The organism is Rothia sp. SD9660Na, from assembly GCF_030064065.1.
Classification (GTDB): domain Bacteria; phylum Actinomycetota; class Actinomycetes; order Actinomycetales; family Micrococcaceae; genus Rothia.
Map to the genome: position 1 here is coordinate 811050 of NZ_CP125946.1, position 25169 is coordinate 836218.

21 protein-coding genes and 1 tRNA gene are annotated in these 25169 nt (G+C 60.9%); 18 read left to right on the plus strand and 4 right to left on the minus strand.

The features are described from left to right. Positions 1 to 147 precede the first annotated feature (147 nt). The 5 genes from QM007_RS03930 (at position 148) to QM007_RS03950 (ending at position 5541) form a co-directional block, all read left to right on the plus strand. Positions 148 to 1515, plus strand: a complete 1368-nt coding sequence (locus tag QM007_RS03930; protein ID WP_283490646.1) for a hemolysin family protein — start codon at positions 148 to 150, stop codon at positions 1513 to 1515. Continuing rightward, complete coding sequence (locus QM007_RS03935) at positions 1512 to 2597, plus strand: hemolysin family protein (RefSeq protein ID WP_283490647.1); 1086 nt, start codon at positions 1512 to 1514, stop codon at positions 2595 to 2597. The genes QM007_RS03930 and QM007_RS03935 overlap by 4 nt, the downstream gene beginning before the upstream one ends. A 210-nt stretch (positions 2598 to 2807) precedes the next feature. Beyond that, on the plus strand, positions 2808 to 3767 hold the full coding sequence (locus QM007_RS03940) for a metal ABC transporter solute-binding protein, Zn/Mn family (protein WP_283490648.1): 960 nt from the start codon (positions 2808 to 2810) through the stop codon (positions 3765 to 3767). A 5-nt stretch (positions 3768 to 3772) separates the two neighbouring features. Continuing rightward, positions 3773 to 4630: a metal ABC transporter ATP-binding protein gene (locus QM007_RS03945; RefSeq protein WP_283490649.1), complete on the plus strand. Its 858-nt coding sequence runs from the start codon at positions 3773 to 3775 to the stop codon at positions 4628 to 4630. Beyond that, positions 4627 to 5541, plus strand: a complete 915-nt coding sequence (locus QM007_RS03950) for a metal ABC transporter permease (protein WP_283490650.1) — start codon at positions 4627 to 4629, stop codon at positions 5539 to 5541. The genes QM007_RS03945 and QM007_RS03950 overlap by 4 nt, the downstream gene beginning before the upstream one ends. Here the strand turns inward: QM007_RS03950 and QM007_RS03955 are convergent. Further along, positions 5513 to 5947 carry a Fur family transcriptional regulator gene (locus tag QM007_RS03955; protein WP_283490651.1) on the minus strand — a complete coding sequence of 145 codons (435 nt, stop codon included), beginning with the start codon at positions 5945 to 5947 and terminating at the stop codon, positions 5513 to 5515. The genes QM007_RS03950 and QM007_RS03955 overlap by 29 nt on opposite strands. Positions 5948 to 6132: 185 nt before the next feature. Here QM007_RS03955 and QM007_RS03960 point away from each other — a divergent pair, with 185 nt between their 5' ends. Both QM007_RS03960 and QM007_RS03965 read left to right on the plus strand, forming a co-directional pair. Further along, positions 6133 to 6783: an MBL fold metallo-hydrolase gene (locus tag QM007_RS03960; protein WP_283490652.1), complete on the plus strand. Its 651-nt coding sequence runs from the start codon at positions 6133 to 6135 to the stop codon at positions 6781 to 6783. An 11-nt stretch (positions 6784 to 6794) separates the two neighbouring features. Next, entirely contained in the window at positions 6795 to 7220 is a 426-nt protein-coding gene (locus QM007_RS03965) for an HIT family protein (protein WP_283490653.1), read from the plus strand. 35 nt (positions 7221 to 7255) lie between these two features. Here QM007_RS03965 and hrpA read toward each other — a convergent pair whose 3' ends face one another. Then, a complete protein-coding gene (gene hrpA / locus QM007_RS03970; protein WP_283490654.1) occupies positions 7256 to 11692 on the minus strand; it encodes an ATP-dependent RNA helicase HrpA in 4437 nt (1478 codons plus the stop codon). 204 nt (positions 11693 to 11896) lie between these two features. Here hrpA and QM007_RS03975 point away from each other — a divergent pair, with 204 nt between their 5' ends. Beyond that, positions 11897 to 12178 (plus strand): type II toxin-antitoxin system RelE/ParE family toxin, encoded by a 282-nt coding sequence (locus tag QM007_RS03975; protein ID WP_237185849.1) that lies wholly within the window; start codon positions 11897 to 11899, stop codon positions 12176 to 12178. Continuing rightward, positions 12138 to 12464, plus strand: a complete 327-nt coding sequence (locus tag QM007_RS03980; RefSeq protein ID WP_237185939.1) for a HigA family addiction module antitoxin — start codon at positions 12138 to 12140, stop codon at positions 12462 to 12464. The genes QM007_RS03975 and QM007_RS03980 overlap by 41 nt, the downstream gene beginning before the upstream one ends. A gap of 68 nt (positions 12465 to 12532) precedes the next feature. Here QM007_RS03980 and deoD read toward each other — a convergent pair whose 3' ends face one another. Next, positions 12533 to 13255 carry a purine-nucleoside phosphorylase gene (gene deoD, locus QM007_RS03985; protein ID WP_283490655.1) on the minus strand — a complete coding sequence of 241 codons (723 nt, stop codon included), beginning with the start codon at positions 13253 to 13255 and terminating at the stop codon, positions 12533 to 12535. A gap of 119 nt (positions 13256 to 13374) precedes the next feature. Between deoD and QM007_RS03990 the strand changes: the two genes are divergently transcribed. Together QM007_RS03990 and QM007_RS11045 are read left to right on the plus strand one after the other, a co-directional pair. Next, positions 13375 to 13770 (plus strand): hypothetical protein, encoded by a 396-nt coding sequence (locus QM007_RS03990; RefSeq protein ID WP_283490656.1) that lies wholly within the window; start codon positions 13375 to 13377, stop codon positions 13768 to 13770. A 4-nt stretch (positions 13771 to 13774) separates the two neighbouring features. Next, positions 13775 to 14764, plus strand: a complete 990-nt coding sequence (locus tag QM007_RS11045; RefSeq protein ID WP_349361497.1) for a GNAT family N-acetyltransferase — start codon at positions 13775 to 13777, stop codon at positions 14762 to 14764. A gap of 134 nt (positions 14765 to 14898) precedes the next feature. Here the strand turns inward: QM007_RS11045 and QM007_RS04005 are convergent. Continuing rightward, positions 14899 to 14971 (minus strand) — tRNA-Arg (locus QM007_RS04005). A 121-nt stretch (positions 14972 to 15092) separates the two neighbouring features. On the opposite strand from QM007_RS04005, the gene QM007_RS04010 reads away from it, so the two are divergent. The 7 genes from QM007_RS04010 to prfA all read left to right on the plus strand — a co-directional run bounded on the left by QM007_RS04010 (position 15093) and on the right by prfA (position 25168). Then, entirely contained in the window at positions 15093 to 16007 is a 915-nt protein-coding gene (locus tag QM007_RS04010; RefSeq protein WP_283490657.1) for an alpha/beta hydrolase, read from the plus strand. A gap of 10 nt (positions 16008 to 16017) precedes the next feature. Then, complete coding sequence (gene argS, locus QM007_RS04015) at positions 16018 to 17679, plus strand: arginine--tRNA ligase (RefSeq protein ID WP_283490658.1); 1662 nt, start codon at positions 16018 to 16020, stop codon at positions 17677 to 17679. Continuing rightward, a complete protein-coding gene (locus QM007_RS04020) occupies positions 17680 to 19164 on the plus strand; it encodes a diaminopimelate decarboxylase family protein (RefSeq protein WP_283490659.1) in 1485 nt (494 codons plus the stop codon). A 182-nt stretch (positions 19165 to 19346) separates the two neighbouring features. Then, complete coding sequence (locus tag QM007_RS04025) at positions 19347 to 20633, plus strand: homoserine dehydrogenase (RefSeq protein WP_283490660.1); 1287 nt, start codon at positions 19347 to 19349, stop codon at positions 20631 to 20633. 12 nt (positions 20634 to 20645) lie between these two features. Next, positions 20646 to 21662, plus strand: a complete 1017-nt coding sequence (gene thrB / locus QM007_RS04030) for a homoserine kinase (protein ID WP_283490662.1) — start codon at positions 20646 to 20648, stop codon at positions 21660 to 21662. Positions 21663 to 21976: 314 nt separating this feature from the next. Then, positions 21977 to 24070, plus strand: a complete 2094-nt coding sequence (rho, locus tag QM007_RS04035) for a transcription termination factor Rho (protein ID WP_283490663.1) — start codon at positions 21977 to 21979, stop codon at positions 24068 to 24070. A 15-nt stretch (positions 24071 to 24085) separates the two neighbouring features. Beyond that, on the plus strand, positions 24086 to 25168 hold the full coding sequence (prfA, locus tag QM007_RS04040; protein ID WP_283490664.1) for a peptide chain release factor 1: 1083 nt from the start codon (positions 24086 to 24088) through the stop codon (positions 25166 to 25168). Position 25169: the final 1 nt, after the last annotated feature.

Below are 25169 nucleotides of genomic sequence, written 5' to 3' on the forward strand. Positions count from 1 at the left end.
TTGACCACTATGGAAGACCCTTCTAGTTGCTGCGCATCTTCGCAGCCCTCACGAGCGCTTTGGCGCACATTATTCTTTAACCCAACCGCGGGCGTCCGCACCTTTGGCAACCCGTGCCCAGCCCAGCAGGCGGTGAGAGCCTAAACCATGGAATGGCTCCTGCTTCTCATTGGCTTTGCCCTGATTCTGGGCACCGGCTTCTTTGTGGCCGTAGAGTTTTCGCTGGTAGCTCTTGATCAGTCCAAGGTCCAGCAAGAAATTGATAGGGGAGACGCCGCAGGTGAACGAGTGCTTGCCTGCCTCAAGTCCCTCTCAACCCAGCTCTCAAGCTGCCAGCTGGGAATTACCATCACCACCCTGCTTACCGGTTACACCCTCGACAGCGGTATCAACGCCCTGGCCGGCGACACCATCGCTTCGTGGGGGCTTGCTCCCTCAGTGTCATCGGCCCTTACCCTGATTTTCTCTATGGGTATTGCAACCCTGCTCTCCATGATTATCGGTGAGCTGGTTCCCAAGAACCTGGCGATTGCCGAGCCCTACCGTGTAGCCCGCGTGCTAGCTCCGGGGCAGCTGCTCTTTACCAAGGTGATGGGCCCCATCGTCCGCACCGCGAACGGGTCAGCGAACTGGATTCTGCACCGTTTTGGCATGGAAGCTAAGGAGGAGCTCTCGGCAGCCCGTTCACCCGAAGAGCTTTCTTCAATGGTGCGCCGCTCAGCCGACCTGGGCACCCTGGACTCCGACACCGCCCGCTTCGTCGATAAGACCCTCTCCTTCGCCGAGCTCACCGCAGCCGACGTCATGACCCCCCGCCGCAAGGTCATCATGCTCGAAGATACCGCCCCTGTGAGCGACGTTATCGAGCTGGCCCGCACCACCGGCCACTCCCGCTTCCCCCTCTACCGGGAAGACCAGGACAACATCGTGGGCGTCGTGCACGTGAAGAAGGCCGTGGGCCTTCCCCTTGATAAGCGCGACACGCTGGAAGCCGGAACGCTGATGGAGGACGTACTGCAGGTACCCGAAACCGTGCATCTGGACTCCCTGCTCATGCAGCTGCGAGAGGGCGCCCTTCAGCTTGCCGTGGTGCTTGACGAATACGGTGGCACCGCCGGCATCACCACCCTTGAAGACCTGGTTGAAGAAATCGTCGGTGAAGTCTCCGATGAACACGACACCAACTCCTTCGACGAACGCCCCCTGCGCGTGGGCAGTGGCGACTACATCTTCTCGGGCCTGCTCCGCCCCGACGAGGTCAAGGACTACATTGGCACCCTGGAGGTGGACGATGACCCCGCCTACGAAACCATGGGCGGCTTCATGATGGATCACCTGGGGCGAGTTCCCGAAACCGGCGACGTGGTGCCCGTTGAGGGCGGACGCCTGCGCGTAGAAAAGATGGAACAGCGCCGGGTAGACCGAATTCGCTACATCCCCGATGCCCTACCCCTGGAGCAGGGGGAAGCGGCTACAGGTGAGTTGAAGACCGCTCGAAAGGAGGCCCGCCGATGAATGACTGGGTAGCTATCGCTCTGCTCTTTGCGCTCCTTGCCGGTAACGCTTACTTCGTGGGTGCTGAGTTCGCCGTTATGTCGACCCGCCGCTCCCAGATTGAGCCCCTGGCCGAGTCGGGTAACAAGCGCGCCGTCACCACCCTCTACGCCCTTGAAAACGTATCCCTTATGCTGGCTACCTGCCAGCTGGGCATCACGGTGTGCTCCCTCCTGATTCTGAACGTCTCTGAGCCGGCTATCCACCACCTGGTGGCTGGTCCCCTGGAGTCCTGGGGAATACCTTATGAGGCAGCGAGCGTCCTAGCCTTCATCTTTGCGCTGGTGCTGGTGACCTACCTGCACGTCATCTTTGGTGAAATGGTGCCAAAGAACGCTGCTGTGTCACTTGCCGCTTCGGGTATTGCCCTGTGGATTGCCCCCTCGCTGGTGACCCTCTCCCGTATTCTCAAGCCCCTGGTTGGTCTGCTCAACTGGATAGCCGACCACACCCTGCGTCTGATGAAGGTAGAGCCCAAGGCTGAAGTGGCATCAACCTTTACCCTCGATGAGCTGCAAAGTATCGTGGCTCAGTCAACCGCAGAGGGAACCGTGGATGACGGCTCCGGTGTGCTGTCTGGCGCCCTGGAGTTCAGCTCGAAGACCGTTGCTGAGATTATGGTACCCGGCGACCAGCTGGTCACAATGAACTTCCCTTGCACGCCCGCTGAGCTGGAAAAGGCTGTTGCCCATACCGGCTACTCCCGCTTCGTGATGAGGGACGAGCAGGACGGCACCTACATGGGCTACCTGCACATCAAGGACGCCCTGGTCTACGAGGCTGACCGTATGGATCAGCCCATTGCTTGGTCTAAGCTACGTCAGATGTCGATCGTCAAGCCCGAAACCGAAATCGATGAGGCTCTTGCCACCATGCAGCGCAACCGGGCCCACGTCTCCCACGTAGTTGATGCCCGGGGGCAGAGCGTAGGCGTACTCTTCTTGGAAGACATCCTGGAAGAGTTGGTCGGTGAAATTAAGGACACCACCCAGGAGCACGTGCGCCGCCGCGAGGAAGCTGCCTCGAAGCACAGCGCTGACTAGTTTCCCTTAGCTGTCAATCGATTTTACCCGGTGCGCGGACGCCCGCCCCGCTTTCCCTGCCCCGTGGCAGGGAGGAGGGGCGGGCGTCCTTGTATTTATAGCGGGGGGCGGGTGTGATGCGGTGTACGCACTTTTTATTTGCGAACGGTTCGCAGAAAAGAGTAGGCTGGCAGAAGCCCTAAACTTTATCCCAGACCAAAGGACAGCGCCATGCGAAAGATTTTCCCCACCGTCTCACTGCTTGCCGTATCGGCGCTGGCCCTCTCTGCTTGCGGATCAAGCGGGACGAGCGCGTCCTCGTCCTCAACCGACGGAACCTTGCAGGTCGTCACCACCACCGACGTCTATGCTGATGTTGTGGAAGCAATCGGCGGCGATAAGGTAGAGGTCACCCCGCTTATCGCCTCAACCGCTGTGGACCCCCACTCCTACGAAGCCACCAGCCAAGACCGCCTGACCGTAAAAGACGCTGACCTGGTTGTCGTCAACGGCGGCGGCTACGATACCTTCCTCACCGAAATGGCCGGCACCGATAACCCCGACCAGATCGTGGTGAATGCGGTAGAGCTCTCGGGCCTCTTTAGCGCCGACGACCTGGCCCACATGGCAGAAGAGCACAGCACCACCGGTGAGGACCACTCTGACCACGTGCACTCCTACAACGAGCACGTCTGGTACGACCTGGACACCATGAAGAAGGTGGCTGACCAGGTGGCAGCCGACCTGGCTGAGCTCGACCCCGCCAACGCGGACGCCTACACCAGCGCAGCTGCAACCTTCTCCACCGACGCTGACCAGCTGCTTGACCGTCTCAAGGCCATCGACACCGAAGAGCGCACCTACCTGGCGACCGAGCCGGTCTCAGGCTACATGCTGGAGGATGCCGGTTTCACCGACTCCACCCCTTCAGATTTGACCGCAGCGGTCGATAGCGAAAGCGATATCGCCCCCCTGACCCTGCAGGAAGCCAAGGACGCCCTCACCGGCGGTAGCATCGACCTGCTAGCCTTCAACGAGCAGACCCAGACCGCCCAGACCACCGAAATCTATACCTTCGCCCAGGAATCCGGAGTTGCCAGTGTCTCCTTCACCGAGACCCTGCCCGAGAACACCGGCTACGTGGACTGGATGACCCAGAACATCGACAACCTAGAAAAGGCAGTAGCATAAAGCCTATGGCTCACTCTTCTACCCAGCTCGCCCCCGCCCTTACGGTGACCGGGGGCGGGCTTTCCTTTGGCCACCGTACCCTGTGGCAGGACCTCAACCTCACCGTCGAACAGGGCGAATATTTTGCCGTCCTGGGCCCTAACGGTTCGGGCAAATCGACCTTTATCAAGGTCATCTTAGGTTTGACCCAGCTGAGTTCTGGCAAAATTTCGGTTCTGGGTACCCCCGCCCACCTGGGGAACCCCGGGGTGGGTTACATTCCCCAGCAGAAGGCGATTGGCACCGAGATGCCCCTGCGGGCCCGCGATTTTGTGGGGCTTGGTGTGGACGGTCACCGCTGGGGCTTCCGCGTGAAGAACCGGGCCTACCGGGAGAAGGTTGACTCCCTGCTCGATGCGGTCGGTGCCAGCGACTACGCCAATGTGCCGGTGGGGCTTCTATCGGGCGGTGAGCAGCAGCGCCTACGTATCGCCCAGGCCCTTGCCAACGACCCCAAGATTATCCTGGCAGATGAGGCCCTGCTTTCTTTGGATCTCAACCACCAGTACGCCGTCTCAGACCTGATTCACCGCTATAACCGGGATCACGGGGCTACGGTAGTTTTCGTGACCCACGAGATCAACCCCATTATCGACCATGTAGACCGCCTGCTCTACCTCGCGGGAGGACGCTTCACCGTGGGGGCGGTGGAGCAGGTCATGCGGAGTGAGGTGCTCACCGACCTCTACCAGACCCCGGTATCGGTGATTCAAACCAACGGCCGCTATGTGGTGGTGGGCGGCGAGCACGGGGAGCACCACTGTGCCCTGGAAACCGACCACCCCCAGCTACTTGCACCCGTGAAAGGGGTAGACAACCGATGACTTTTGCGGACTTTATGGGCAAGGTCTTTGTCTTTGACCGCTACGGTGAGCTTGTGGCCCTGCTGAGCCAGTCCATTATCGCCGGGGCTATCTTGGGTGTAATCGGTGGCTTTGTAGGGCTCTTTGTGATGCTCCGCCGTCACGCTTTTGCAGTGCACGCGGTAGCCGAGATGTCTTTTGCCGGAGCTGCCCTCTTTCTTCTCCTGGGCTATAACGTGGTCACCGGCTCCCTGGTGGGCTCTATTATCTCTGCCCTATTGATTGCCTTGATGGGCGCCCGGGCTCACGAAAACGATTCGATCATTGGTGCCCTGATGCCCTTTGGTCTGGGGCTGGGAATCCTCTTCCTCTCCCTCTACTCGGGCAGAGCAGCTAACAAGTTCTCGCTGCTGACCGGTCAGATTGTTTCGGTTGACTCTGCCCAGCTGACCTCGATGATTATCGGCGGGGTGGTGATTATTGCTGCTCTGGCTATCATGTGGCGGCCGCTCATGTTCGCCTCGCTTGACTCGGTGGTTGCCTCAGCCAAGGGGGTGCCGCTGAAAGCCCTTTCGGTTGCTTTCATGATTGTGCTGGGTATCGCCACCGCCCTGTCGGTGCAGGTGGTGGGCTCCCTGCTGGTTCTTGCCTTGCTTATCACACCGGCAGCGGCAGCCCTCCAAATCACCGCCTCGCCCCTGCGAGCCCTGATTCTGTCGGTACTCTTCGCCGAGATTGCTATGGTGGGCGGTATTCTTCTGGCCCTTGCAGGCTCCCTGCCTATCAGCCCCTACGTGACCACCCTATCTTTCTTCATCTTTGTAGTCTGCCGCCTGGTGCGAGCCATCCGCCAGCGCTACTCAGCCTCGGGGCGCGTCCGCTCATCTGAAGCCGCAACAGCATCTAGCCCTGCTGGTGGGCAGAGCAGTTAGAGCAGACCCCGGTAATCTCAATGACGTGCTTGACCTCGGTGTAGCCGTTCTTTGCCGCAATTGCCAGGGCTAGCTCTTCAAGCTCGGGAATCTCAAATTCCCGGGCAGCCCCACAGATACGGCAGAGCAGGTGATGGTGGTGGTGCTCGGAGTCGCAGCGGCGGTAGATAGCTTCGCCGTCCTCGGTCTTGAGGGCCTCAACCTCACCGGTGCTCACCATGGACTGCAAGAGACGGTAGGTGGTCGCCAGCGATACCTTATCGCCGCGCGAGAGCATGAGCTGGTGCAGGTCTTGAGCAGAAATAAAGTCTTCGAGGGTTTCGAGGTTTGCGGTGACTGCCCGACGCTGTTTAGTGTTGCGGATTTCGGTAGGCTTGCTGGCTGACGACGCTGAGTTGGTGTTCACGGGTCATTCCCTCGTCTAAAATCGGTCTCTCTCTGTGCCTACTGTACACCAGGTTTCCCGGAGCGGAAACGGCCCTCGCGCGGGGCGAAAAACAACGTTTTCAGGTAACAGCGTATGTGTTCAGCAGAAAGAAAACGTCAGCACCAACTAGTCTGACTGTGGTGGGAGCTACTAGGGTAGTAGGTATGAAACTTACGAAATACACCCACTCCTGCGTCAGGCTCGAAAAGGACGGCGCCGTGCTGGTGCTCGACCCCGGAAACTTCTCCGAGGTCGAGCAGGCGCTGGACGGGGCCCACCATATCCTTGTAACCCACGTGCACCCCGATCACTTCGATGAGGGCAAGGTGGTCGCTTTTCTGCGGGAGAACCCGCAGGTCACCATTCACGCCCCTGCCGCTGTCATTGACACCGTTCTTGCGGCCCTGCCCGAGGCTCTTGCAAAGTCGGTGGAAGCTGATGGGGAGCTGACTCTCACGTCCTTCTCTATCAAAACCTTCGGTGGTAACCACGCTGTCATCCACCCCCTGCTACCGGTGATCGATAACGTGGGCTACCTGATTGACGATAACCTCTTCCATCCCGGTGACTCTTTTGTGGTGCCCCACGGCATTGAGGTGGGTACTCTGCTGGTGCCGATTCACGCCCCCTGGAACAAGATTCAGGAGGTCATTGACTTTATTATCGCCGTGCGTGCCCCGCGTGCCTTCCAGATTCATGATTCACTTCTTGCTGAAAATGGTCGAAACATGATCATTGGCCATGCAACCAACTTTGGTCAGAAGTACGGCACTACCTTTGAGTACATGGCTCCCGGCCAGTCTGTAGAGATTTAGGAGTAAGCCCCATGAGCACTGTTTTTACCAAGATTATTAACCGCGAACTGTCTGGCCGTTTTATCTGGGAGGACGAGCAGGCAGTTGCCTTCTTGACCATCGAGCCCTTTCAGTACGGCCATACTCTGGTGGTTCCCAAGGCTGAGATTGACCACTGGGTTGACCTGCCCGAGGAGCTCTCAGCCCACCTTTTTGACGTGGCTCAGAAGGTATCGAAGGGGTTGATAAAGGCTTTTGAACCTACCCGCGTAGGCATGATTATTGCCGGTTTTGATGTGCCCCATACCCATATTCATGTGTGGCCCGCTGTTGACCAGAGCGAGTTCACCTTCGAGCAGGCAAATCGTAACCCCGATGCGGCTGCCATGGATGAGGCTGCTGAAAAGCTGCGGGCAGCTCTGACCGAGCTGGGCTACGGCGACTCGGTCGCTTCCTAGCCCCGTTAGTTCTATCCAAGGGGACGGTCTCGGGACTAGGCGTTCTTGATAGCCTCCATAGCCTCGCGCAGGGCCTTAGCCACCCGCTTCTCGCTGACAGTGTAGGCGGTGCCGAGTTCCTGGGCGAAGAAGCTCACGCGCAGTTCCTCAATCATCCAGCCCACCTGCTCCAGCTCGGGAGTCGGCACCGTGCCTCCGGGCAGGGACTGCACAGCCTTATCGTAGGCGTCCTCAAGTTCCTGCACGGTCAGCATGAGCTGGTTATCCCGGTTGACGTTGGGCCCCAGCTTCTCAATGCGCTTGGAAATAGCCCTAAGGTAGCGGGGTAGGTGGTGCAGCTGAACCGCACCGGTCTCGGTCACAAACCCCGGGTAGACCAGGTTCCCCAGCTGGCTCTTCATATCGCTCATGGCGTGAATGACCGCAAGCGAGGTGGATTTCTTAATGAGCTTCTGCACCTTAGCTGTTTCCGACAGGATATCGGCAACCAGCTTGGTCATCACGAAGACCGTGTCAATGAGCTCAGCCCGCACGCTATTGAACAGGGCAGTGTACTCCGCCCTGGTAAAAGGCGGGGTAGCGGGTACCAGCTGGTCAATAGCGGCTACCGTGCAGTCACTAATGAGCGCGTCAATTGACCCGTGGGGGTTCTGCGTAAAGACCAGCTTTTCGCGGTTGTTCAGGTGCTCCGAAACGTAGCGCTCGGGCGAGGGGGTATTGAGCTTGAGCAGGCGGATGATGCCCCCGCGCTGGGCCCGGGTAGCTTCAGCCTCGGTGGGGAAGATCCGCACAGCAACGGATGCCCCCTCATCGACCAGGGCCGGGTAGCCTGCCACCGTCTGGGTGGCAATCACACGCTCGACCTTGCGGGGTAGGTCCTGTTCCGGCCAGTTGGTCAGGCCTGAGACTTCCCGCACGGCTTTGCTGCCCGGCGCCTGCGCCGGGGCGGACGCCTGCGCCCCCTTGGCACCTGCACCGCGGCTCCCAACCCCGCTGGGGGCTGTAGAAGGCACTGAGCCGCTACGGGCGTCCTGACCCTTCTGACCCCTTGCCGCCAGAGCCGCCATCTTGCCCATGGTCTCGGGGCTTGCACCCAGAGAAGCTGCCAGGGCAGAGCGAATCTCGGCGTGTAAAAGGCCCTGGAGCTCGACGAGGTCTTTACCCTCGCCCAGAATCTTGTTCTGGTGGTTGCGCACCTGGAAGGTGAAGCGCAGGTGCTCGGGTACCGCATCCCAGTTGAACTCGGCCGGGTCGACCACGTGACCGCGCAGGCGGCGCAGCACCAGGGCCAGGGCCTCAGTGAGGGAATCAGTAGCGGGGGAGTAGTCGGCGTTGAGTTTCTCAACGGCCTGACGGGCAACGTCCGGTGCCGGAACAAAATTCTTGCGAATCTGCTTGGGCAGGGACTTAATCAGGGCCGTCACCAGTTCCTCCCGCAGACCCGGAATCAGCCACTCAAAAGGAGCCGGTTCAAGCTGCCCTAAGAAGAGCACCGGAACCTGCACCGCGATGCCGTCCGTCTGTGTCTGGGACGAGCGCACCCCACCAATCTGCACACTGGGGGCGTACTCGTAGCGCAGATCAAGGGCCAGCTCCCCGCCGGAGGTACGGGCAGTCCAGGTGTGGGGGAAGAGGGACTCGTCGTAATCGGCGGCCTCTTCGTCAATCAGGTTTTCGGGGGTGAAATCCAGCAGATGCTCATTGACCCGGCGCTCCTCCTTCCACCAGCGGTCAAAGTGGCGCTCAGAGACAACGTGCTCGGGTATGCGGGCGTTATAGAAGTCGAAGAGAACAGCGTCATCGACCCGCAGGTCGCGGCGGCGCAAACGAGCCTCAAGCTCCTCAACCTCAGCCAGAGCCTTCTGATTACGGGCAAAGAAGCGGTGGCGGGTCTGCCAATCGCCCTCCACCAGGGCAGACTGAATAAAAATCTCGCGGGCAGCTACCGGGTCAACCCGCCAGTACTGGATACGCCGGTCGGCAATGATGGGCAACCCCAAAAGGGTGACCTTCTCATGAGCTAGCACCGACCCCTGGCGGGCAGACCAGTGCGGGTCAGAATAAGAGTGCTTGAGCAGGGGCCCAGCCAACTCTTCCACCCACTCGGGCTCAATCTGCGCGTTCACGCGCGCCCACAGGCGGGATGTCTCTACCAGCTCGGCAGAGACCAGCCAGACCGGTTTCTTTTTAAAGAGGGCAGAGCCGGGGAAAATCGCGAAGCGGGTACCGCGCGCCCCCCGATATTCGTGGCGGTTCTGCTCATCCTGCATACCGATATGCGACAGCAGACCCGAGAGCAGCGACTTGTGCACCTCGGTCTCACTGGCAGCCGGGTCAATATCGCGCCCGCCCTCAACCGTAATACCGGCCGACCGGCCAATCTCCCGCAGCTGAGCAAAGAGATCCTGCCACTCACGGATACGCAGGAAGTTTAGGTACTCCCGATGGCACATCTTGCGGAACTGGCTCGACGACAGCTCTGCCTGCCTCTCGTTGATGTACTGCCACAGCAGCAGATAGGAGGTGAAGTCAGACTTCTCATCCTTATAGCGGGCGTGCAGGGAATCTGCCTCACCCCGGTGATCGGCGGGGCGCTCGCGGGGGTCCTGGATGGTCAAGGCTGCCGCCAGCACCATAATTTCTTTAGCCACCCCGCGCTTGGAGCCCTCTACAATCATGCGGGCTAGGCGGGGGTCGACGGGTAGGGCCGCCATAGCCCGTCCTGCTGCAGTGAGCGGTGAGGACGGACGCCGCCCCCCTCTTCCGCCTGTTGTCCCGCGCGTATTGCGGGTGAGGGCGTCCGCCCCATCACGGCCGGGGGTAGCAAGTGCACCGAGCTCGCGCAGCAGGTTAACACCGTCGTTGATGGCGCGGGTTTCGGGCGGCTGAACGAAGGGGAACTTCTCAATATCGGAGGGGGACTTGACCACGCCGATAGCGGTCATCTGCAGAATGACAGCGGCCAGGTTGGTGCGGAGAATCTCGGGGTCGGTGAACTCGGCCCGGGCCTGGAAGTCCTCTTCGGAATAGAGTCGGATAGCGATACCGTCAGAGACACGACCACAGCGACCCGAGCGCTGGTTAGCTGAGGCCTGCGAAATACGCTCAATGGGCAGGCGCTGCACCTTGGTGCGGGCTGAGTAGCGCGAGATACGGGCGGTGCCAGTATCAATCACGTACTTGATGCCGGGCACGGTCAGGGAGGTCTCAGCCACGTTGGTGGCTAGCACGATGCGGGGCCGGCCACCGGGTTTGAAAACCCTGTGCTGCTCAGCCATCGACAGGCGGGCGTAGAGGGGCAACACCTCGTAGTCGGCCAGACGGCGGGTGGATCGCACCATATCCTCGATAGCGTCAGCGGCATCGCGAATCTCGCGCTCGCCCGAGAAGAAAATCAGAATGTCGCCGGGGGCCTCTTCGGATAGTTCCCGGATAGCATCGAGTACGCCCTCAATCGGGTCACGGTCGTCGTCCTCGAGACCGTCACCGGCGTCCGCTTCGTCCTCCCCGCCGTCGCCGGTGCGCGGTTCGCTCAAGGGGCGGTAGCGGATCTCGACGGGGTAGGTGCGGCCCGAAACCTCAATAATGGGCGGAGCATCATCTGGCAGGGTGGCTTCGGCGATTTCTTTTTCTTCGGGGCTGAGGGTCTCGTCGACGATGCCGACACCGGGCACAAAGCTGGGTGAGAAATGCCGGGCGAAACGCTCGGGGTCGATGGTGGCTGAGGTAATAACGATTTTCAGGTCGGGGCGCTGCGGCATAATGCGCTTGAGATAGCCCAGGATAAAGTCAATGTTGAGGGAACGCTCGTGGGCCTCATCAATGATGATGGCCGAGTACTGGCGCAGTAGCCGGTCGTTCTGAATTTCGGCCAGCAGAATACCGTCGGTCATGAGCTTGATAGCGGAGCCTTCGCCCACCTCGGAGGTAAAGCGCACCTGGTAGCCGACCGTCTCACCGATTGTCTGGCCCAGTTCTTCGGCGATGCGTTCGGCCACCGATCGGGCGGCCAGACGGCGGGGCTGGGTGTGGCCAATCATGCCTTTTTCCGCTAGACCCAGTTCGAGGAGCATCTTGGGCAGCTGGGTGGTCTTACCCGAGCCGGTTTCACCGGCAACAATGGTGACCTGGTTATCACGGATCGCGGCCATGATGTCATCCCGGCGGGCAGAGACAGGCAGGGCTTCAGGGTAGGTGATTTTCTCGGGAATCAGCGGGGTGTAGGGGCGGCGCTGGTTCGGTTTCTTCCCGCCCTGCTTGCCCCGGGGGGCTAAGTTGCGGCCGCGACGCTGGGAGCGGGCGGGTGCGTCCGCCCCTTCACGAGGGCCGGACGCCTGCTTCTCCCTGCCACCGCGCTTTCCGGCGGTCTGGGGTTCGGTGGGCTCGGATGCGCGGACGCCCGCGCCGTGCATGGCAGCGGCGATGGCAGACAGCGAGGGGGCGGGGGTGCGGGAAGAATCTGAACTAGACATACTGCCCTCTATTTTAGGGCAGAGCCGGCACGAACGGTCAGGTTTCACTGGGCGCGTGAAGCCTATCGACTATAGTCGACAAAAATATCAAAATAGAGAAGTTTATCGACTATAGTCGATAAACTTTCGGTTCGTTGGTGCGATAAATGGGTTTAAGCCAGCCTACCTATTGAGCTATAACGTCTCGCGTTATAGCCTGGAGCTATGATTCAATCTTTCGCAGATCGAAACACGGAGAAGCTAGCCCAGCGCCAGCGGGTTCCCGTTTTTGACACGCGCATTGAACGAGTTGCTCTAAGGAAACTGAGATTATTGGATGCCGCTACATCACTCAATGACTTGAGAGTGCCCCCGGGTAACCGTCTGGAAGCTCTCAAAGGTGATAGGGCTGGGCAACATAGTATAAGAATTAATGATCAATGGAGAATCTGTTTTACCTGGACTCATGCAGGGCCCGAAGGAGTTGAAATCGTTGATTACCATTAGTTTGCCTCCGGTACACCCTGGGGAGGTCCTCTTTGAAGATTTTATGGAACCCCTTAGTGTGAGCCAGAACCAGGTTGCCCGAGCCATAGGAGTCTCACCGCGTCGGATTAACGACATTGTGCATGGTAGGCGAGCAGTAACAGCTGATACTGCGGCCCGGCTGTCTCGTTATTTTGGCACGAGCGCTGAGTTTTGGCTTAATCTACAGGCCCGGTATGAGCTGGATATGCTTGAAGAAACAAAGGCTGAGACTTTGGCAGCTATCGTTCCATTGAACGCTGCCTAGAGACGAGGACGCCCCGCCCTCCTGTCGGTGGGCAGGGGAGCGGGGCGTGGGCGTCCTTGCGAAAAAATTTAGAGGCTGGCAGCGACGGGGAGGACGAGTTCCATCATGTCGGTAAAAGCGGTCTGACGCTGCTCGGCGGTGGTCTCAACCCCCTTGAAAAGGTGATCCGAGACAGTGAAAACAGAGAGGGCCTGCACACCGGCGGCGGCAGCCACAGCGTAGATACCGGCGGTTTCCATCTCAACAGCCAGCACACCCATCTCAGCCCACTTAGCGGCGTCGGAGAAATCAGAGCGGTAGAAAACGTCAGAAGACAGCACATTACCCACGTTGAGGGCCTTGCCCTGGGCCTCGGCCTCCTTAGCCACAGCCGACAGCAGGGGCCAGGACGCGGTAGGGGCAAAGGTGCCGGGGAGCTTGTAGTGGTGCATGAAGTTAGAATCGGTCGAAGCTGCTGAGGCCACGACCAGGTCGAAAAGGTCAAGACCCTCAGCCATGCCACCGCAGGTGCCGATACGAATCAGGTTCTTCACGCCAAAGGTGTGAATCAGCTCGTGGGTGTAGAGGCTAGCCGAAGGGATACCCATACCGGTACCCATGACCGAAATGCGCTGGCCCTTGTAGTCGCCGGTGAAGCCGAACATGTTGCGCACGGTGTTGAACTGTACGACGTTCTCAAGGTAGGTATCGGCAATGAACTTGGCGCGCAGCGGGTCGCCGGGCAGCAGGATGGTTTCGGCAATTTCAGCGCCGTTCGGGGCAATGTGCGGGGTGTTGACGGTTTCTGCCATGTCACTCTCATTTCTGGTGCGAAAGGGTGGGGGTTTCGCCCCTAGTCTACCCGGCTTCATATAAGCAACCCTACTTAGTAATTTGGTAGGCTGAGAGGGCAAGTTGAAAGGAATATTCAATGACGAAAGCACTCTACCTCACCCTGGTCGCAGCTTTTGGTGCTTCGATTAGTGGTGTTATTGGGTTCTTGAGGGCTTTAGCGCTCCCAGAGCAAGAACTGACGCCCTATCTCATCGGTATGACGATTGGGGCAGTCGCCCTGACTTTCATCAGCCTAGCTGCCCTGCGCTTCCCCGGCCCCGACCTTCACCTGATCTACCGTCGACAGTTTACGGCTCGCCCCTCCTGGGCCTTCCTGCTGGGCGCGGTGTTCGGGCTAGGAATAAGCCTACCCCGCATCGACCCGCAGGACTTTATCTTCGATGCTATCTTCTCTATCATTTTTGCCCTGGTTGTCGGCGTGATAGCAGCAGTCTGGGTTGCCTTCCGTCGGCCCGCACCTGACCTACACTAGGCACATGGAGTTACGCTACTGGGCGCTCACCGACGCCCCGAATCTTTATTCGATTTATCGCACATCCTCAGGCCTGGAGCGGCAGATGCCAGCCCTCGCCAGCGAAGAGGATGCCCGCAACCTCATCGAAACCAGCTACCTACCGGCTGAAAACCGGGCTATTTTCTGCCTCAGCGACGACGGGCGGCCCGCAGGGCTCATCGGGCTAAACTTTACGGACCGCAGTGATACCGGAGCCTGGGATAGGGCCTGGGTCTACTACTGGCTAGCGGACCCCTACCGCGGGCAGGGGTACACACAAGCGGCTCTCACGGCGGTGTGCGCCTGGGCCCTGGGCGAGCCCAACCCCGCACCAACCCTACCTACTCTCGACACCGGCCTGCTGGTGTCCTTACCCTCACCCCGCCTCCGCCGCTTAGAGCTGGGCTACCGCACCAATAACCCCGCTAGCGGAGCCGTCGCCGCCGCAGCAGGGTTCCAGGTCGAAGGAATTGAGCGAGAGAAATTCCTCTACGCCGGGCAGACCTACGACGCCGTACTCGCCGCTAGGCTCCGCAAGGACGGCCGCACCCCGGCCAGACTGCGCTGCCAGGAGCCAGATTCCCGCCCAGGCTTCCACCACGTTGAACTCTGGGTCGAATCCCTGGCAACAGCCCTACCCTCCTGGGCCTGGCTCACCCAGCAACTAGGGTGGACGCCCTATCAGGAGTGGCCCGGCGGAATCTCCTGGCAGGCCCAAGATGGCTCCTACCTCGTCCTCGAAGAATCACCCGATACCACCGGCCCCCATAATCGCACCCACGCCGGTCTCAATCACCTGGCCTTCACCGTGCCGTCCGCGGCCTTGCTCGATAAGCTCCGCAGCGAGGCCAACAGCTACGGTTGGAGTGAACTCTTCGCAGACCGATACCCGCACGCAGGCGGCCCCGACCACTACGCCCTCTACCTCGAAAACAAGCAGGGGTTCGAAGTGGAACTCGTCGCACCAAACTAACCCGCACTTAGTCTGAAAACCCCGCAACTAGCTGCGGTTAAAACAGAATAAATGCGGGGAAGAAGGCGGACGCCGGGCACAAAAAGAGAAGGTAGACCAGCGCTTCGCGCATTCTGGCCTACCTTCTCTTTTTGTGCCCTCGAAAGGATTCGAACCTTCGACACCCAGCTCCGGAAACTGGTGCTCTATCCACTGAGCTACGAGGGCAATGCTGAACCTTCACCATAGACAGTGAAACTCAGACCTGATTACTCTATCAGAAACCCCGCCCCACAACACAAACCGATTACAGTAGGAACAAAGACCAGCGCACCGAAGGGCTGAATCAATGACCACACTCACCGGCAACTACGCGGGAACCAATCACCCCTCCCAGACCTTTGACTTCTACCCGCCCAGCGCACCCACCGGTGAACACCACCCCGTGCCCCTGCTCATATACGTCCACGGCGGAGCCTGGCGATTCGGCGACAAATCCTCCTTCCTGCTAGCCGACAACGGTCTCCACCGCGTCCGCGAACGCTTCGCCCACGCCGGCTATGCTACAGCCTCCATCAACTACCGGCTCAGTCACGAAGCCCTCTTCCCCGCCCACATCAACGACCTCAAAACAGCCATCCGCTACTTCAAAACCAGGGCCGAAGACTTCGGAATAGACCCCCACCGTATTGTCCTCGCTGGCGGATCAGCGGGCGGGCACCTGGTCCAGCTAGCTGCCGCCACAGGCCACATGAACGATCCCTACCTAGAAGGCCTCTCAGCCAGCGCGCTCGCAGCCCGCGCTATCGCCGGTGAACCGGACTCGTCCGTCCGCTGCGCCGTCTCAATCTACGGGGTCAGCAACCTGCGCACTATCTTCGACGACCGCGTGGCCTGGGGATTCCCTTACGACCACCCCGAGGACGACGGCGCCGAATGGCGGCTACTCGGCTCCACCTACCCCGCCCCGGCAGGTACCCCAGCAGAGGTCAATTGGGCTATAGCCCACCCCATCGACTACGCCCAAGAAGCTCAGAGAACCGGCGAACGTACCCACGCCCCGGTCTACTACATCCACGGCACCGCAGACACCTGCGTGCCGCCCAATCAGTCCGTCGAGGCTCACCGTGCCCTCTCAGCCGCCAGAATCGCCACCGAGCTCACCCTGATTGGTGGGGCGGAGCACTCCGACCCGGCAATCTACGCCAGCGAGAGCACCTGGGAACATATCATTCGCTGGGTAGGTCTACAGCTCACCCTGTAGACTTGACCCTATGACTCCCGAAGAACTCTCAAGTGCAATTGACGGCGCGCTGACCGCAGCGTTCGAAGCCGGCGAACTGACCCTGACCGACGGCGAAACCGCCCCCGCTGTGCGCGTAGAGCGCCCCAAGAACCGCGACCACGGCGACTGGGCCACCAACATCGCCCTGCAGATTTCTAAGAAGGTGGGGAAGAACCCCCGCGAGGTAGCCCAGATTCTGGCTGCCCGAATCAGCGAGATTGCCGGTGTGGCAAGCGTAGACATCGCTGGCCCCGGCTTCCTCAACATCACCCTGGACGCCGCCGCGGCGGGTGAGCTGGCTAAGACCATCGTTGAGCAGGGCTCAGCTTTTGGTACCAACGAAACCCTGGCCGGCCAGACCATCAACCTGGAGTTCGTCTCCGCTAACCCCACCGGCCCCATCCACCTGGGCGGTACCCGCTGGGCCGCCGTGGGTGACTCCCTGGCCCGTATCTTCATTTCCCAGGGCGCCACGGTCGTGCGGGAGTACTATTTCAATGATCACGGCAACCAGATTGACCGCTTTGCTCGCTCCCTGCTGGCCCGCGCCAAGGGTGAGGAGGCTCCCGAGGACGGCTACGGCGGCGAGTACATCACCGATATTGCCAACCGGGTGCTTGAGGTTCGCCCCGACGCCCTTGAGGCTGAAGACTCCCAGGAAGTTTTCCGCGCCACCGGTGTTGAGTTCATGTTCGAGGACATCAAGGCCTCCCTACACGACTTCCATGTCGATTTTGACGTCTACTTCCACGAGAACTCCCTGTTTGAAAACGGCAAGGTAGACGAGCTACTTGAGAAGCTCAAGGAGTCCGAGAACCTCTACTTCAAGGACGGCGCCTGGTGGCTCAAGTCCACCGACTTCGGTGACGACAAGGACCGCGTGGTCATCAAGTCTGACGGCAATGCCGCCTACATCGCCGGTGACATCGCCTACTTCCAGGACAAGACCAAGCGCGCCGAGAACCCCGCTGACCTGGCAATCTACATGCTGGGTGCTGACCACCACGGCTATGTAGCCCGCCTCAAGGCCGCTGCCGCTGCCCTGGGCGATGACCCCAACATGGTTGAGGTCATGATTGGTCAGATGGTTAACCTGGTCAAGGACGGCAAGCCCGTGCGTATGTCCAAGCGCGCCGGTACCGTCGTGACCCTGGAAGACCTGGTTGAAATCGTGGGCGTGGATGCAGCCCGCTACTCCCTGACCCGCTACTCGGTTGACTCCAACATCGATATCGACTTGGATCTACTGACCAAGCAGTCCAACGAGAACCCGGTCTTCTACGTGCAGTACGCCCACGCCCGCACCTGCGCTATTGCTCGCAACGCTGAGGCAGCCGGCGTCACCACCGAATCCGTCGATACCTCCCTGCTGAACTCAGAGGCAGACTCAGCCCTGCTGGCTGCCCTGGGCCAGTTTGCCGGTGCCGTCAAAGAAGCCGCTGACTTCCGTGAGCCCCACCGCGTGGCCCGTTACCTGGAAGCCCTGGCCGGTGCCTACCACCGCTGGTACGGTGTCTCCCACGTTGCCCCCAAGGGCGATGAAGAGGTCACCAACCTGCACCGCACCCGCCTACTGCTAAACAACGCTACCCGCCAGGTACTGGCCAACGGCCTGGGTCTGCTGGGCGTCAGCGCACCGGAGAAGATGTAAATGGGCGCAGAAGCCGCACTGTTCAAGCCCGACTGGCTGAGCTACCCGTCCGCCCCGGCCGACCTTGACCCGGTGATTTGGATGCCCTCCTTCACTCGCTCCGAGACCGGTGAACTCGAGGTGGACGGCACCCCCGTCAGTCGCCTGGTCGCCGACTTCGGCACCCCCGAGTACGTCCTTTCTGAAACCACCTTCCGCGCCCGCGCTGCCGAGTTCCGTTCCGCCTTCGAGACGGCCTTTGAGAAGCACGGAGCTGAGGTCTCGGTCTACTACGCCGGTAAGTCCTTCCTGGCGACCGCCGTGGCCAAGTGGGCTGAGGAAGAGGGCCTGTGCCTCGATACCGCCAGCGGCGGTGAGCTGGCGATTGCCATGCGGGCCGGGGTACCCGGTGCGAAAATCGCCCTGCACGGTAACAACAAGTCGGCGGGCGAGATTGCCCGCGCCCTGCGCTACGGGGTAGGACGCCTGGTGGCCGACTCGGTACCCGAGGTGCAGCTGATTGCGCAGGTGGCAGCCGAGCTGGGCGTCACCGCCCCGGTCATGCTCCGCGTGACCCCGGGCGTCCACGCCTCGACCCACGACTACATTGCTACCGCCCACGAGGATCAGAAGTTTGGTCAGTCTCTGGCAGCCGGTACCGCGCCGCTGGCAGGTCTGTCGCTTGAAGAGCTGACCGAGCTGGGAATTACCGCAGACGATGCCTACGCTACCGTGGCTGCTGCCCTTGCCCTGGCCAGTGAGCACATTGACCTGCGCGGTTTGCACTGCCACATCGGATCCCAGATTTTTGAGGCCGAGGGCTTCGGAAAGGCCGCTGAGAAGGTGCTGACCTACATGCAGCAGCTCAATGAGCGCTTTGGCGTGGTGCTTCCCGAGATCGACCTGGGCGGCGGCTACGGTATCGGCTACACCGAGCAGGACACCCCGCGCGGTTCAGCCGATATTGCCACCGAGCTGGCTGACATGGTCTCTAAGACCTGTGCCAATGTGGGCATGGCCATTCCCCACCTCTCCTTTGAGCCGGGCCGCTCCATCTCGGGCCCCTCGGGTATCACCCTCTACACGGTCGGTACCATCAAGGACGTGGCGATTGAGGACGAGAACGGGGACACCCGCGTGCGCCGCTACGTCTCTGTGGACGGCGGTATGAGTGATAACCCTCGCCCGGTGCTTTACGAGTCTGACTACGCCGTAACTCTGGCTAACCGGGCTCCGGCAGGGGAGCAGATTCTCTCCCGCGTGGTGGGTAAGCACTGCGAATCCGGCGATATTGTGATTCGCTACTGCTACCTGCCGGCTGACCTGGCAGCGGGAGACATTCTGGCTGTTCCGGCCACTGGTGCCTACAACCACGTTATGGCCTCGAACTACAACTACCTGACCCGCCCGCCGGTCATCGCTACGGCGGAGGGCAAGGAACCGCGCGCTATTATCCGCCGCGAAACTGAAGACGATATGCTGGCCCGAGACCTGGGTCTAGTTTAGGGTTCTTTACCAGGACGCCGCCTGCCAGCTGCCCTGCCTGCGGGCAGGGAGTGGCGGGGCGGCGTCCTGCCATCAACCACTCCGTGAGAAAATAAAGTTCATACTCTGGGTTACGCTGTCTTACCCGCTAGCATGGTGAGCGTACCCCTGAACCTATTTCCCATCTACGTCAGGAGACGCTCTTGGGCAACACCACCATCAAAGTAGCGCTACTGGGCGCCGGTAACGTCGGCTCACAGGTAGCTCGCATGCTCACCGAAGATGCCGAGTCCCTGCAAGACCGCATTGGTGCGCCGGTTGAGCTGATCGGTATTGCCGTGCGCGATACCTCAGCCAAGCGCCACTATGAGGCTGCACCCGAGCTGTACACCACCGATGCTGATGCGCTCATTGACGCTGCCGACGTGGTCATTGAACTTACCGGCGGTATCGAGCCTGCCCGCACCCGCATCCTGCGCGCTCTGAACGCCGGTAAGTCTGTAGTTTCAGGGAACAAGGCCCTGCTGGCTAAGCACGGAGTGGAGCTGGCAGCTGCTGCCGCCAAGAGCGGGGCCCAGCTCTCCTACGAGGCAGCGGTTGCCGGTGCTATCCCCATCCTGCGCCCCCTGCGCGACTCTTTGGCCGGTGACCAGATTACCCGCGTGCTGGGTATCATGAACGGCACCACCAACTACATCCTGGATCAGATGGACACCACCGGCGCCCAGTTCTCCGACGCCCTGGCCGAGGCCCAGCGCCTGGGATACGCTGAGGCTGACCCCACCGCAGATATCGAGGGCCACGACGCCGCCTCTAAGGCCGCAATCGTTGCCTCCCTTGCCTTCCACTCTGACTTCACCATCGACGACGTCCACTGCGAGGGCATTACCTCCATCACCGCCGACGACGTGGCGGCAGCAGCTGCCGATGGCTACGTCATTAAGCTCCTTGCTGTCTGTGAAAAGGACGGCGAGGGCGTCAACATCCGCGTGAACCCCACCCTGGTGCCCCGCACCCACCCGCTGGCGTCCGTCCACGGTGCTTTCAACGCTGTCTTCGTGCAGGCTGAAAACGCCGGTGAGCTCATGTTCTACGGCCCTGGCGCGGGTGGTACCCCTACAGCCTCTGCGGTACTGGGTGACTTCGTTTCCCTGGCTCGTCGCCTGGTGCTCGGTGGCCCCGGCATACCCGAGTCCTCCTTTGCCCAGCTGTCAGCGACCACCATGAACGATGTGGTCTCCCGCTACTCTGTGGGCATCGTCGTGGAAGACAAGCTGGGTGTTCTGGCCAACATTGCCCGTATCTTTGCTGAGCACGGTGTCTCTATCGAGACCATGCGGCAGGTTAAGGGTACCGGCGACGGCACCAGCGCTTCCATTCGTATCGTTACCCACCGCGCCACCGACGCTAACCTGCGCAAGACCATGGCCGTGGTGGACGCCCTCGATACCGTCCGCGACATCACCTCCGTTATCCGTGTAGAAGGCTAAACACCGATTCTTATGTCACTTCCCATGATCGACGGCTCAGACGAGCCCTTCGTCCAGCCCGATGTAATCCCCGTTGGCGGGCGCGTGACCGTCAAGGTCCCGGCCTCTTCAGCCAATCTTGGCCCTGGCTATGACTCTCTCGGTCTGGCCCTGGCCCACTATGATGACCTGACGGTCACCCGCGTGCCCGGGGCGGGGGAGTTGACCTTCGATCTCACCGGTGAGGGGGCTGACGAGGTTCCGCAGGACGCCAGCCACCTGGTTATCAAGGCCATGGTGACTGCCTGGAAGGCTGTGGGGCTTTTTGAGCTTCCCTCCCTGCACGTTCAGGCCCATAACCGCATCCCGCATTCTCGCGGTATGGGGTCGTCCGCTTCGGCCATCGTGGCCGGTGTGACCGCAGCGAACGGCCTGCTCCCCGCTGAGCTCCAGCTTGATGACGAGGCCGTACTACAGATTTGTTCGGGTATGGAAGGCCACCCCGATAACGTGGCCCCCTCCCTCTACGGCCACGTGGTGATTTCCTACGGGGACGACTCGGGCTGGCACTCCCTACCCGTACCGGCCCACCAAAATGTATTGCCGGTCATCGCAATCCCCGACTACGAGGTGCCGACCAAGGTGGCCCGCGGTCTCATCCCCGAGACCGTTCCCCATCGGGAGGCTGCCGCCAACTCTGGTCGTGCGGCCCTGCTGACCCAGGCGCTGGCGTCCTACCCCGACTACCTGCTGCCCGCAACCAGCGACCTACTGCACCAGTCCTACCGCGCCGTTGCCATGAAGCCCTCAGCGGCCCTGGTTAAGTACCTGCGCGGCAAGGGCTTTGCCGCGGTGATCTCGGGGGCAGGCCCCACCGTCATGACCCTGGCCAACGGGGCGGACGAACGCGCCCGAGTACGCGAGGCCATTGAGGCCTTCGCCACCGAGAGCGAGCCTAATCAGCACGAAAACCGGGCTGTAAGCTGGCGGGTGCTCGATATCGACATCGACACTAAAGGTGTTATGCTTACTTATGAGGAAACCGTCTAGGGCGATTCGGCCTCTTTGTGGCTGGGCACGTCTGAGCCGTCCTCATCCCACGGTTAAGCAGGTCTGGGGAAGCCTCAGCTCCTCACAACCTTTCATATTCGCCCCCGCTCACGTAGCCGAGGCAATCCCCACCGGGAGTACCGCCTACCGTTTGGTAACCGGGATACCGGTATTCGGTCATATGCTATTTTCGCTCACTGGCGGCTTTAGCGCCTGACCTCCTTGAATCAATCACTCGCCCGCTCTGGGCATGGCGCATCTGTTGCGCCAGAACAACCCGCGAAATCAACGACATTTCGAGAGAAGGAATCTTCGTGGCAGAAAACACCGACCTGACCGCAGGTACGGAGGCCGCAGCAGCGGCTGAGCAGAAGTCCCCCAGCCTGAGCACCCTCAAACTTGCTCAGCTCCAGTCCCTGGCCTCCCAGCTAGGTATTACCGGCGCCCGCCGCATGCGTAAATCAGACCTGGTTGAGGCCATTTCAGCCCACCAGCGTGGCTCAGCTGTAGCCGACCGTCCTGCTGAAACCGCAGACCAGGCAGAGAAGCCTAAGCGCACCCGCACCCGCAAGACCGCAGCCGAGAAGGGTGCCGAAGTAGAAGCTCCCGCCGAGGCCCAGGCCGAGACAGAGAAGCCTAAGCGCACCCGCACCCGTAAGACCGCAGCTGAGAAGGCTGCCGAAGCAGAGCCGCCCAAGGGGCAGGACGCCGCCGAGACTGGCGCAGAGGCACCTGCTGACGACACATCTGAGAAGCCCGCTACCAAGCGTCGCGGTAACCGCCGCGCCACCAGCTCAACCGTAGCTGCTGAAGCCCAGAAGGAAACCAAGCCCGATACCTCAGCCCTTGAGGCGGTTGAAGCTGCACTTGACGGCCTGGAATCCCAGAAGGCTGCCCGCAACGAGCAGAACGAGGGCGAAGAGGGCGCCAAGCGCACCCGTACCCGCACCCGTACCGACCGTCGCCGCAAGAATGAGGGTGAGAACGTCGAGTCCGCCGAACAGAACGAGGCCTCCGCTGAGAACGGCGAGAAGAACGAGCGTTTTGAGCGCAAGAACCGTCGTGACCGTTCCGACCGCGATAACCGTCAGGACCGCGGTGGCAAGAACGACCGCGACAACCGCGCTGAGCGCAATGACCGCCAGAACAACAATGGCCCCGACGAAGACCGCCGTAACAACCGCAAGAACCGCCGCGACCGTCAGGCAGAGCGCCGCGAACGCCGTAACAACCGCCGCGACGACTACGAGCCCGAGATCAGCGAAGACGACGTACTGATTCCCGTCGCCGGTGTGCTCGACGTCCTCGATAACTACGCTTTCGTGCGTACCTCCGGCTACCTGCCCGGCACCAACGACGTTTACGTTTCCCTGGCCCAGGTCAAGCGTTACGGCCTGCGCAAGGGGGACGCTGTGGTCGGTACCATCCGCGCCCCTCGCGAAGGCGATAACAACAACCGCCAGAAGTTCAACGCCCTGGTGCAGCTGACCTCCATCAACGGCCTGACTCCCGAAGAGTCCAAGGGCCGCCGCGAATTCAACAAGCTCACCCCGCTCTACCCCAAGGAGCGCCTGCGCCTGGAGACCGACCCCAAGAAGCTCGGGACCCGCGTCATCGATCTGATTGCCCCCATCGGCAAGGGCCAGCGCGGTCTGATTGTGGCGCCCCCCAAGGCCGGTAAGACCCTGATGCTGCAGTCCATCGCCAACGCGATTACCACCAACAACCCCGAGGTTCACCTCATGATGGTTCTGGTGGACGAGCGCCCCGAAGAAGTCACCGACATGCAGCGCACCGTCAACGGTGAGGTGATCGCCTCTACCTTTGACCGCCCGGCAGATGACCACACCACCGTTGCCGAGCTCGCCATCGAGCGCGCCAAGCGCCTGGTGGAGCAGGGCCGCGACGTCGTCGTCCTGTTGGACTCCATGACCCGCCTGGGCCGCGCCTACAACCTGGCAGCGCCCGCATCAGGTCGCATCCTCTCCGGTGGTGTGGACGCAGCTGCCCTCTACCCGCCCAAGAAGTTCTTCGGTGCTGCCCGCAACATCGAAGAAGGCGGCTCACTGACCATTCTGGCGACTGCCCTGGTCGAGACCGGCTCCAAGATGGACGAAGTTATCTTCGAAGAATTCAAGGGTACCGGCAACATGGAACTGCGCCTTTCCCGCCAGCTGGCAGACAAGCGTATCTTCCCCGCCATCGACCTCAACGCGTCCTCAACCCGTCGCGAAGAGGCCCTGCTCTCACCCGACGAGGTCAAGATCATGTGGCGCCTGCGCCGCGTGCTGGCCGGCATGGATCAGGAACAGTCCCTGTCTGTTCTGCTCTCCAAGCTGCGCGAGACCCAGTCCAACGTCGAATTCCTGCTCACCGTTGCTAAGAGCGGCCTGGGCCACGGCGAATAAGGAAAGGACAACACCGTGATTGAATCTATCCAGGGTCTGCTTGACGAGCACGCAGACCTCCAGAAGCAGCTGGCTGACCCCGCCGTCCACGCTGACCAGGGTAAGGCCCGTAAGCTGGGCCGCCGCTACTCAGAGCTTAACGGCATCGTTGAAGCCTACAACCGCGTCAACACCCTGCGTGACGACGTTGAAGCTGCCCGCGAGATGGCTGCCGAAGACCCCGACTTTGCTGACGAGGTCAAGGAGCTTGAAGCCCAGCTGCCCGAGGCAGAAGAGAAGCTGCGCCGTCTGCTGATTCCCCGTGATCCGGACGACGGCCGCAACGTCATTCTCGAAGTCAAGGGTGGCGAAGGCGGCGACGAGGCCTCCCTCTTTGCTGCTGACCTGCTGCGCATGTATACCCGCTACGCCGAGTCTAAGGGCTGGAAGACCGAAATGATTTCCTCCCAGACCACTGACGTGGGCGGTTACAAGGACGCCCAGGTAGCTATCAAGGGCACCTCGAACGACCCGGCTGAGGGCGTCTGGGCCCACCTCAAGTACGAGGGTGGCGTGCACCGCGTGCAGCGTGTTCCGGCGACCGAGTCCCAGGGGCGTATCCACACCTCAGCTGCCGGTGTGCTGGTCTTCCCCGAGGTCGATGAGCCCGAGGAAATCGAGATTAACCAGAACGACCTGAAGATTGACGTCTACCGTTCTTCTGGCCCCGGTGGTCAGTCGGTGAACACCACCGACTCCGCTGTGCGTATTACCCACCTGCCTACCGGCATCGTGGTTGCTATGCAGAATGAGAAGTCACAGATTCAGAACCGTGAAGCTGCTATGCGCGTGCTCCGTGCCCGCTTGCTTGCCTGGCAGCAGGAGCAGATTGACGCCGAGAATGCCGAGAAGCGCCACTCCCAGGTGCGCACCATGGACCGTTCAGAGCGTATCCGCACCTACAACTTCCCTGAAAATCGTATTGCTGACCACCGCACCGGCTACAAGGCCTACAACCTGGACGCTGTGCTCAACGGCGATCTTGAGGCTGTTGTGCAGTCCGCTATCGAGATGGACGAGGCTGCCCGCCTTGAGAAGCTCGGGCAGGAAGACAAGTAAG

Coding starts and splice junctions, on each gene's coding strand:
- QM007_RS03960 (WP_283490652.1), top strand. CDS start 6,133: ATGAAACTTACGAAATACACCCACTCCTGCGTCAGGCTCGAAAAGGAC.
- QM007_RS03940 (WP_283490648.1), top strand. CDS start 2,808: ATGCGAAAGATTTTCCCCACCGTCTCACTGCTTGCCGTATCGGCGCTG.
- QM007_RS04010 (WP_283490657.1), top strand. CDS start 15,093: ATGACCACACTCACCGGCAACTACGCGGGAACCAATCACCCCTCCCAG.
- deoD (WP_283490655.1), bottom strand. CDS start 13,255: ATGGCAGAAACCGTCAACACCCCGCACATTGCCCCGAACGGCGCTGAA.
- argS (WP_283490658.1), top strand. CDS start 16,018: ATGACTCCCGAAGAACTCTCAAGTGCAATTGACGGCGCGCTGACCGCA.
- thrB (WP_283490662.1), top strand. CDS start 20,646: ATGTCACTTCCCATGATCGACGGCTCAGACGAGCCCTTCGTCCAGCCC.
- QM007_RS03930 (WP_283490646.1), top strand. CDS start 148: ATGGAATGGCTCCTGCTTCTCATTGGCTTTGCCCTGATTCTGGGCACC.
- QM007_RS03980 (WP_237185939.1), top strand. CDS start 12,138: ATGCAGGGCCCGAAGGAGTTGAAATCGTTGATTACCATTAGTTTGCCT.
- QM007_RS03945 (WP_283490649.1), top strand. CDS start 3,773: ATGGCTCACTCTTCTACCCAGCTCGCCCCCGCCCTTACGGTGACCGGG.
- QM007_RS03965 (WP_283490653.1), top strand. CDS start 6,795: ATGAGCACTGTTTTTACCAAGATTATTAACCGCGAACTGTCTGGCCGT.
- QM007_RS03950 (WP_283490650.1), top strand. CDS start 4,627: ATGACTTTTGCGGACTTTATGGGCAAGGTCTTTGTCTTTGACCGCTAC.
- QM007_RS03975 (WP_237185849.1), top strand. CDS start 11,897: ATGATTCAATCTTTCGCAGATCGAAACACGGAGAAGCTAGCCCAGCGC.
- QM007_RS03935 (WP_283490647.1), top strand. CDS start 1,512: ATGAATGACTGGGTAGCTATCGCTCTGCTCTTTGCGCTCCTTGCCGGT.
- hrpA (WP_283490654.1), bottom strand. CDS start 11,692: ATGTCTAGTTCAGATTCTTCCCGCACCCCCGCCCCCTCGCTGTCTGCC.
- QM007_RS03990 (WP_283490656.1), top strand. CDS start 13,375: ATGACGAAAGCACTCTACCTCACCCTGGTCGCAGCTTTTGGTGCTTCG.
- QM007_RS11045 (WP_349361497.1), top strand. CDS start 13,775: ATGGAGTTACGCTACTGGGCGCTCACCGACGCCCCGAATCTTTATTCG.
- QM007_RS04020 (WP_283490659.1), top strand. CDS start 17,680: ATGGGCGCAGAAGCCGCACTGTTCAAGCCCGACTGGCTGAGCTACCCG.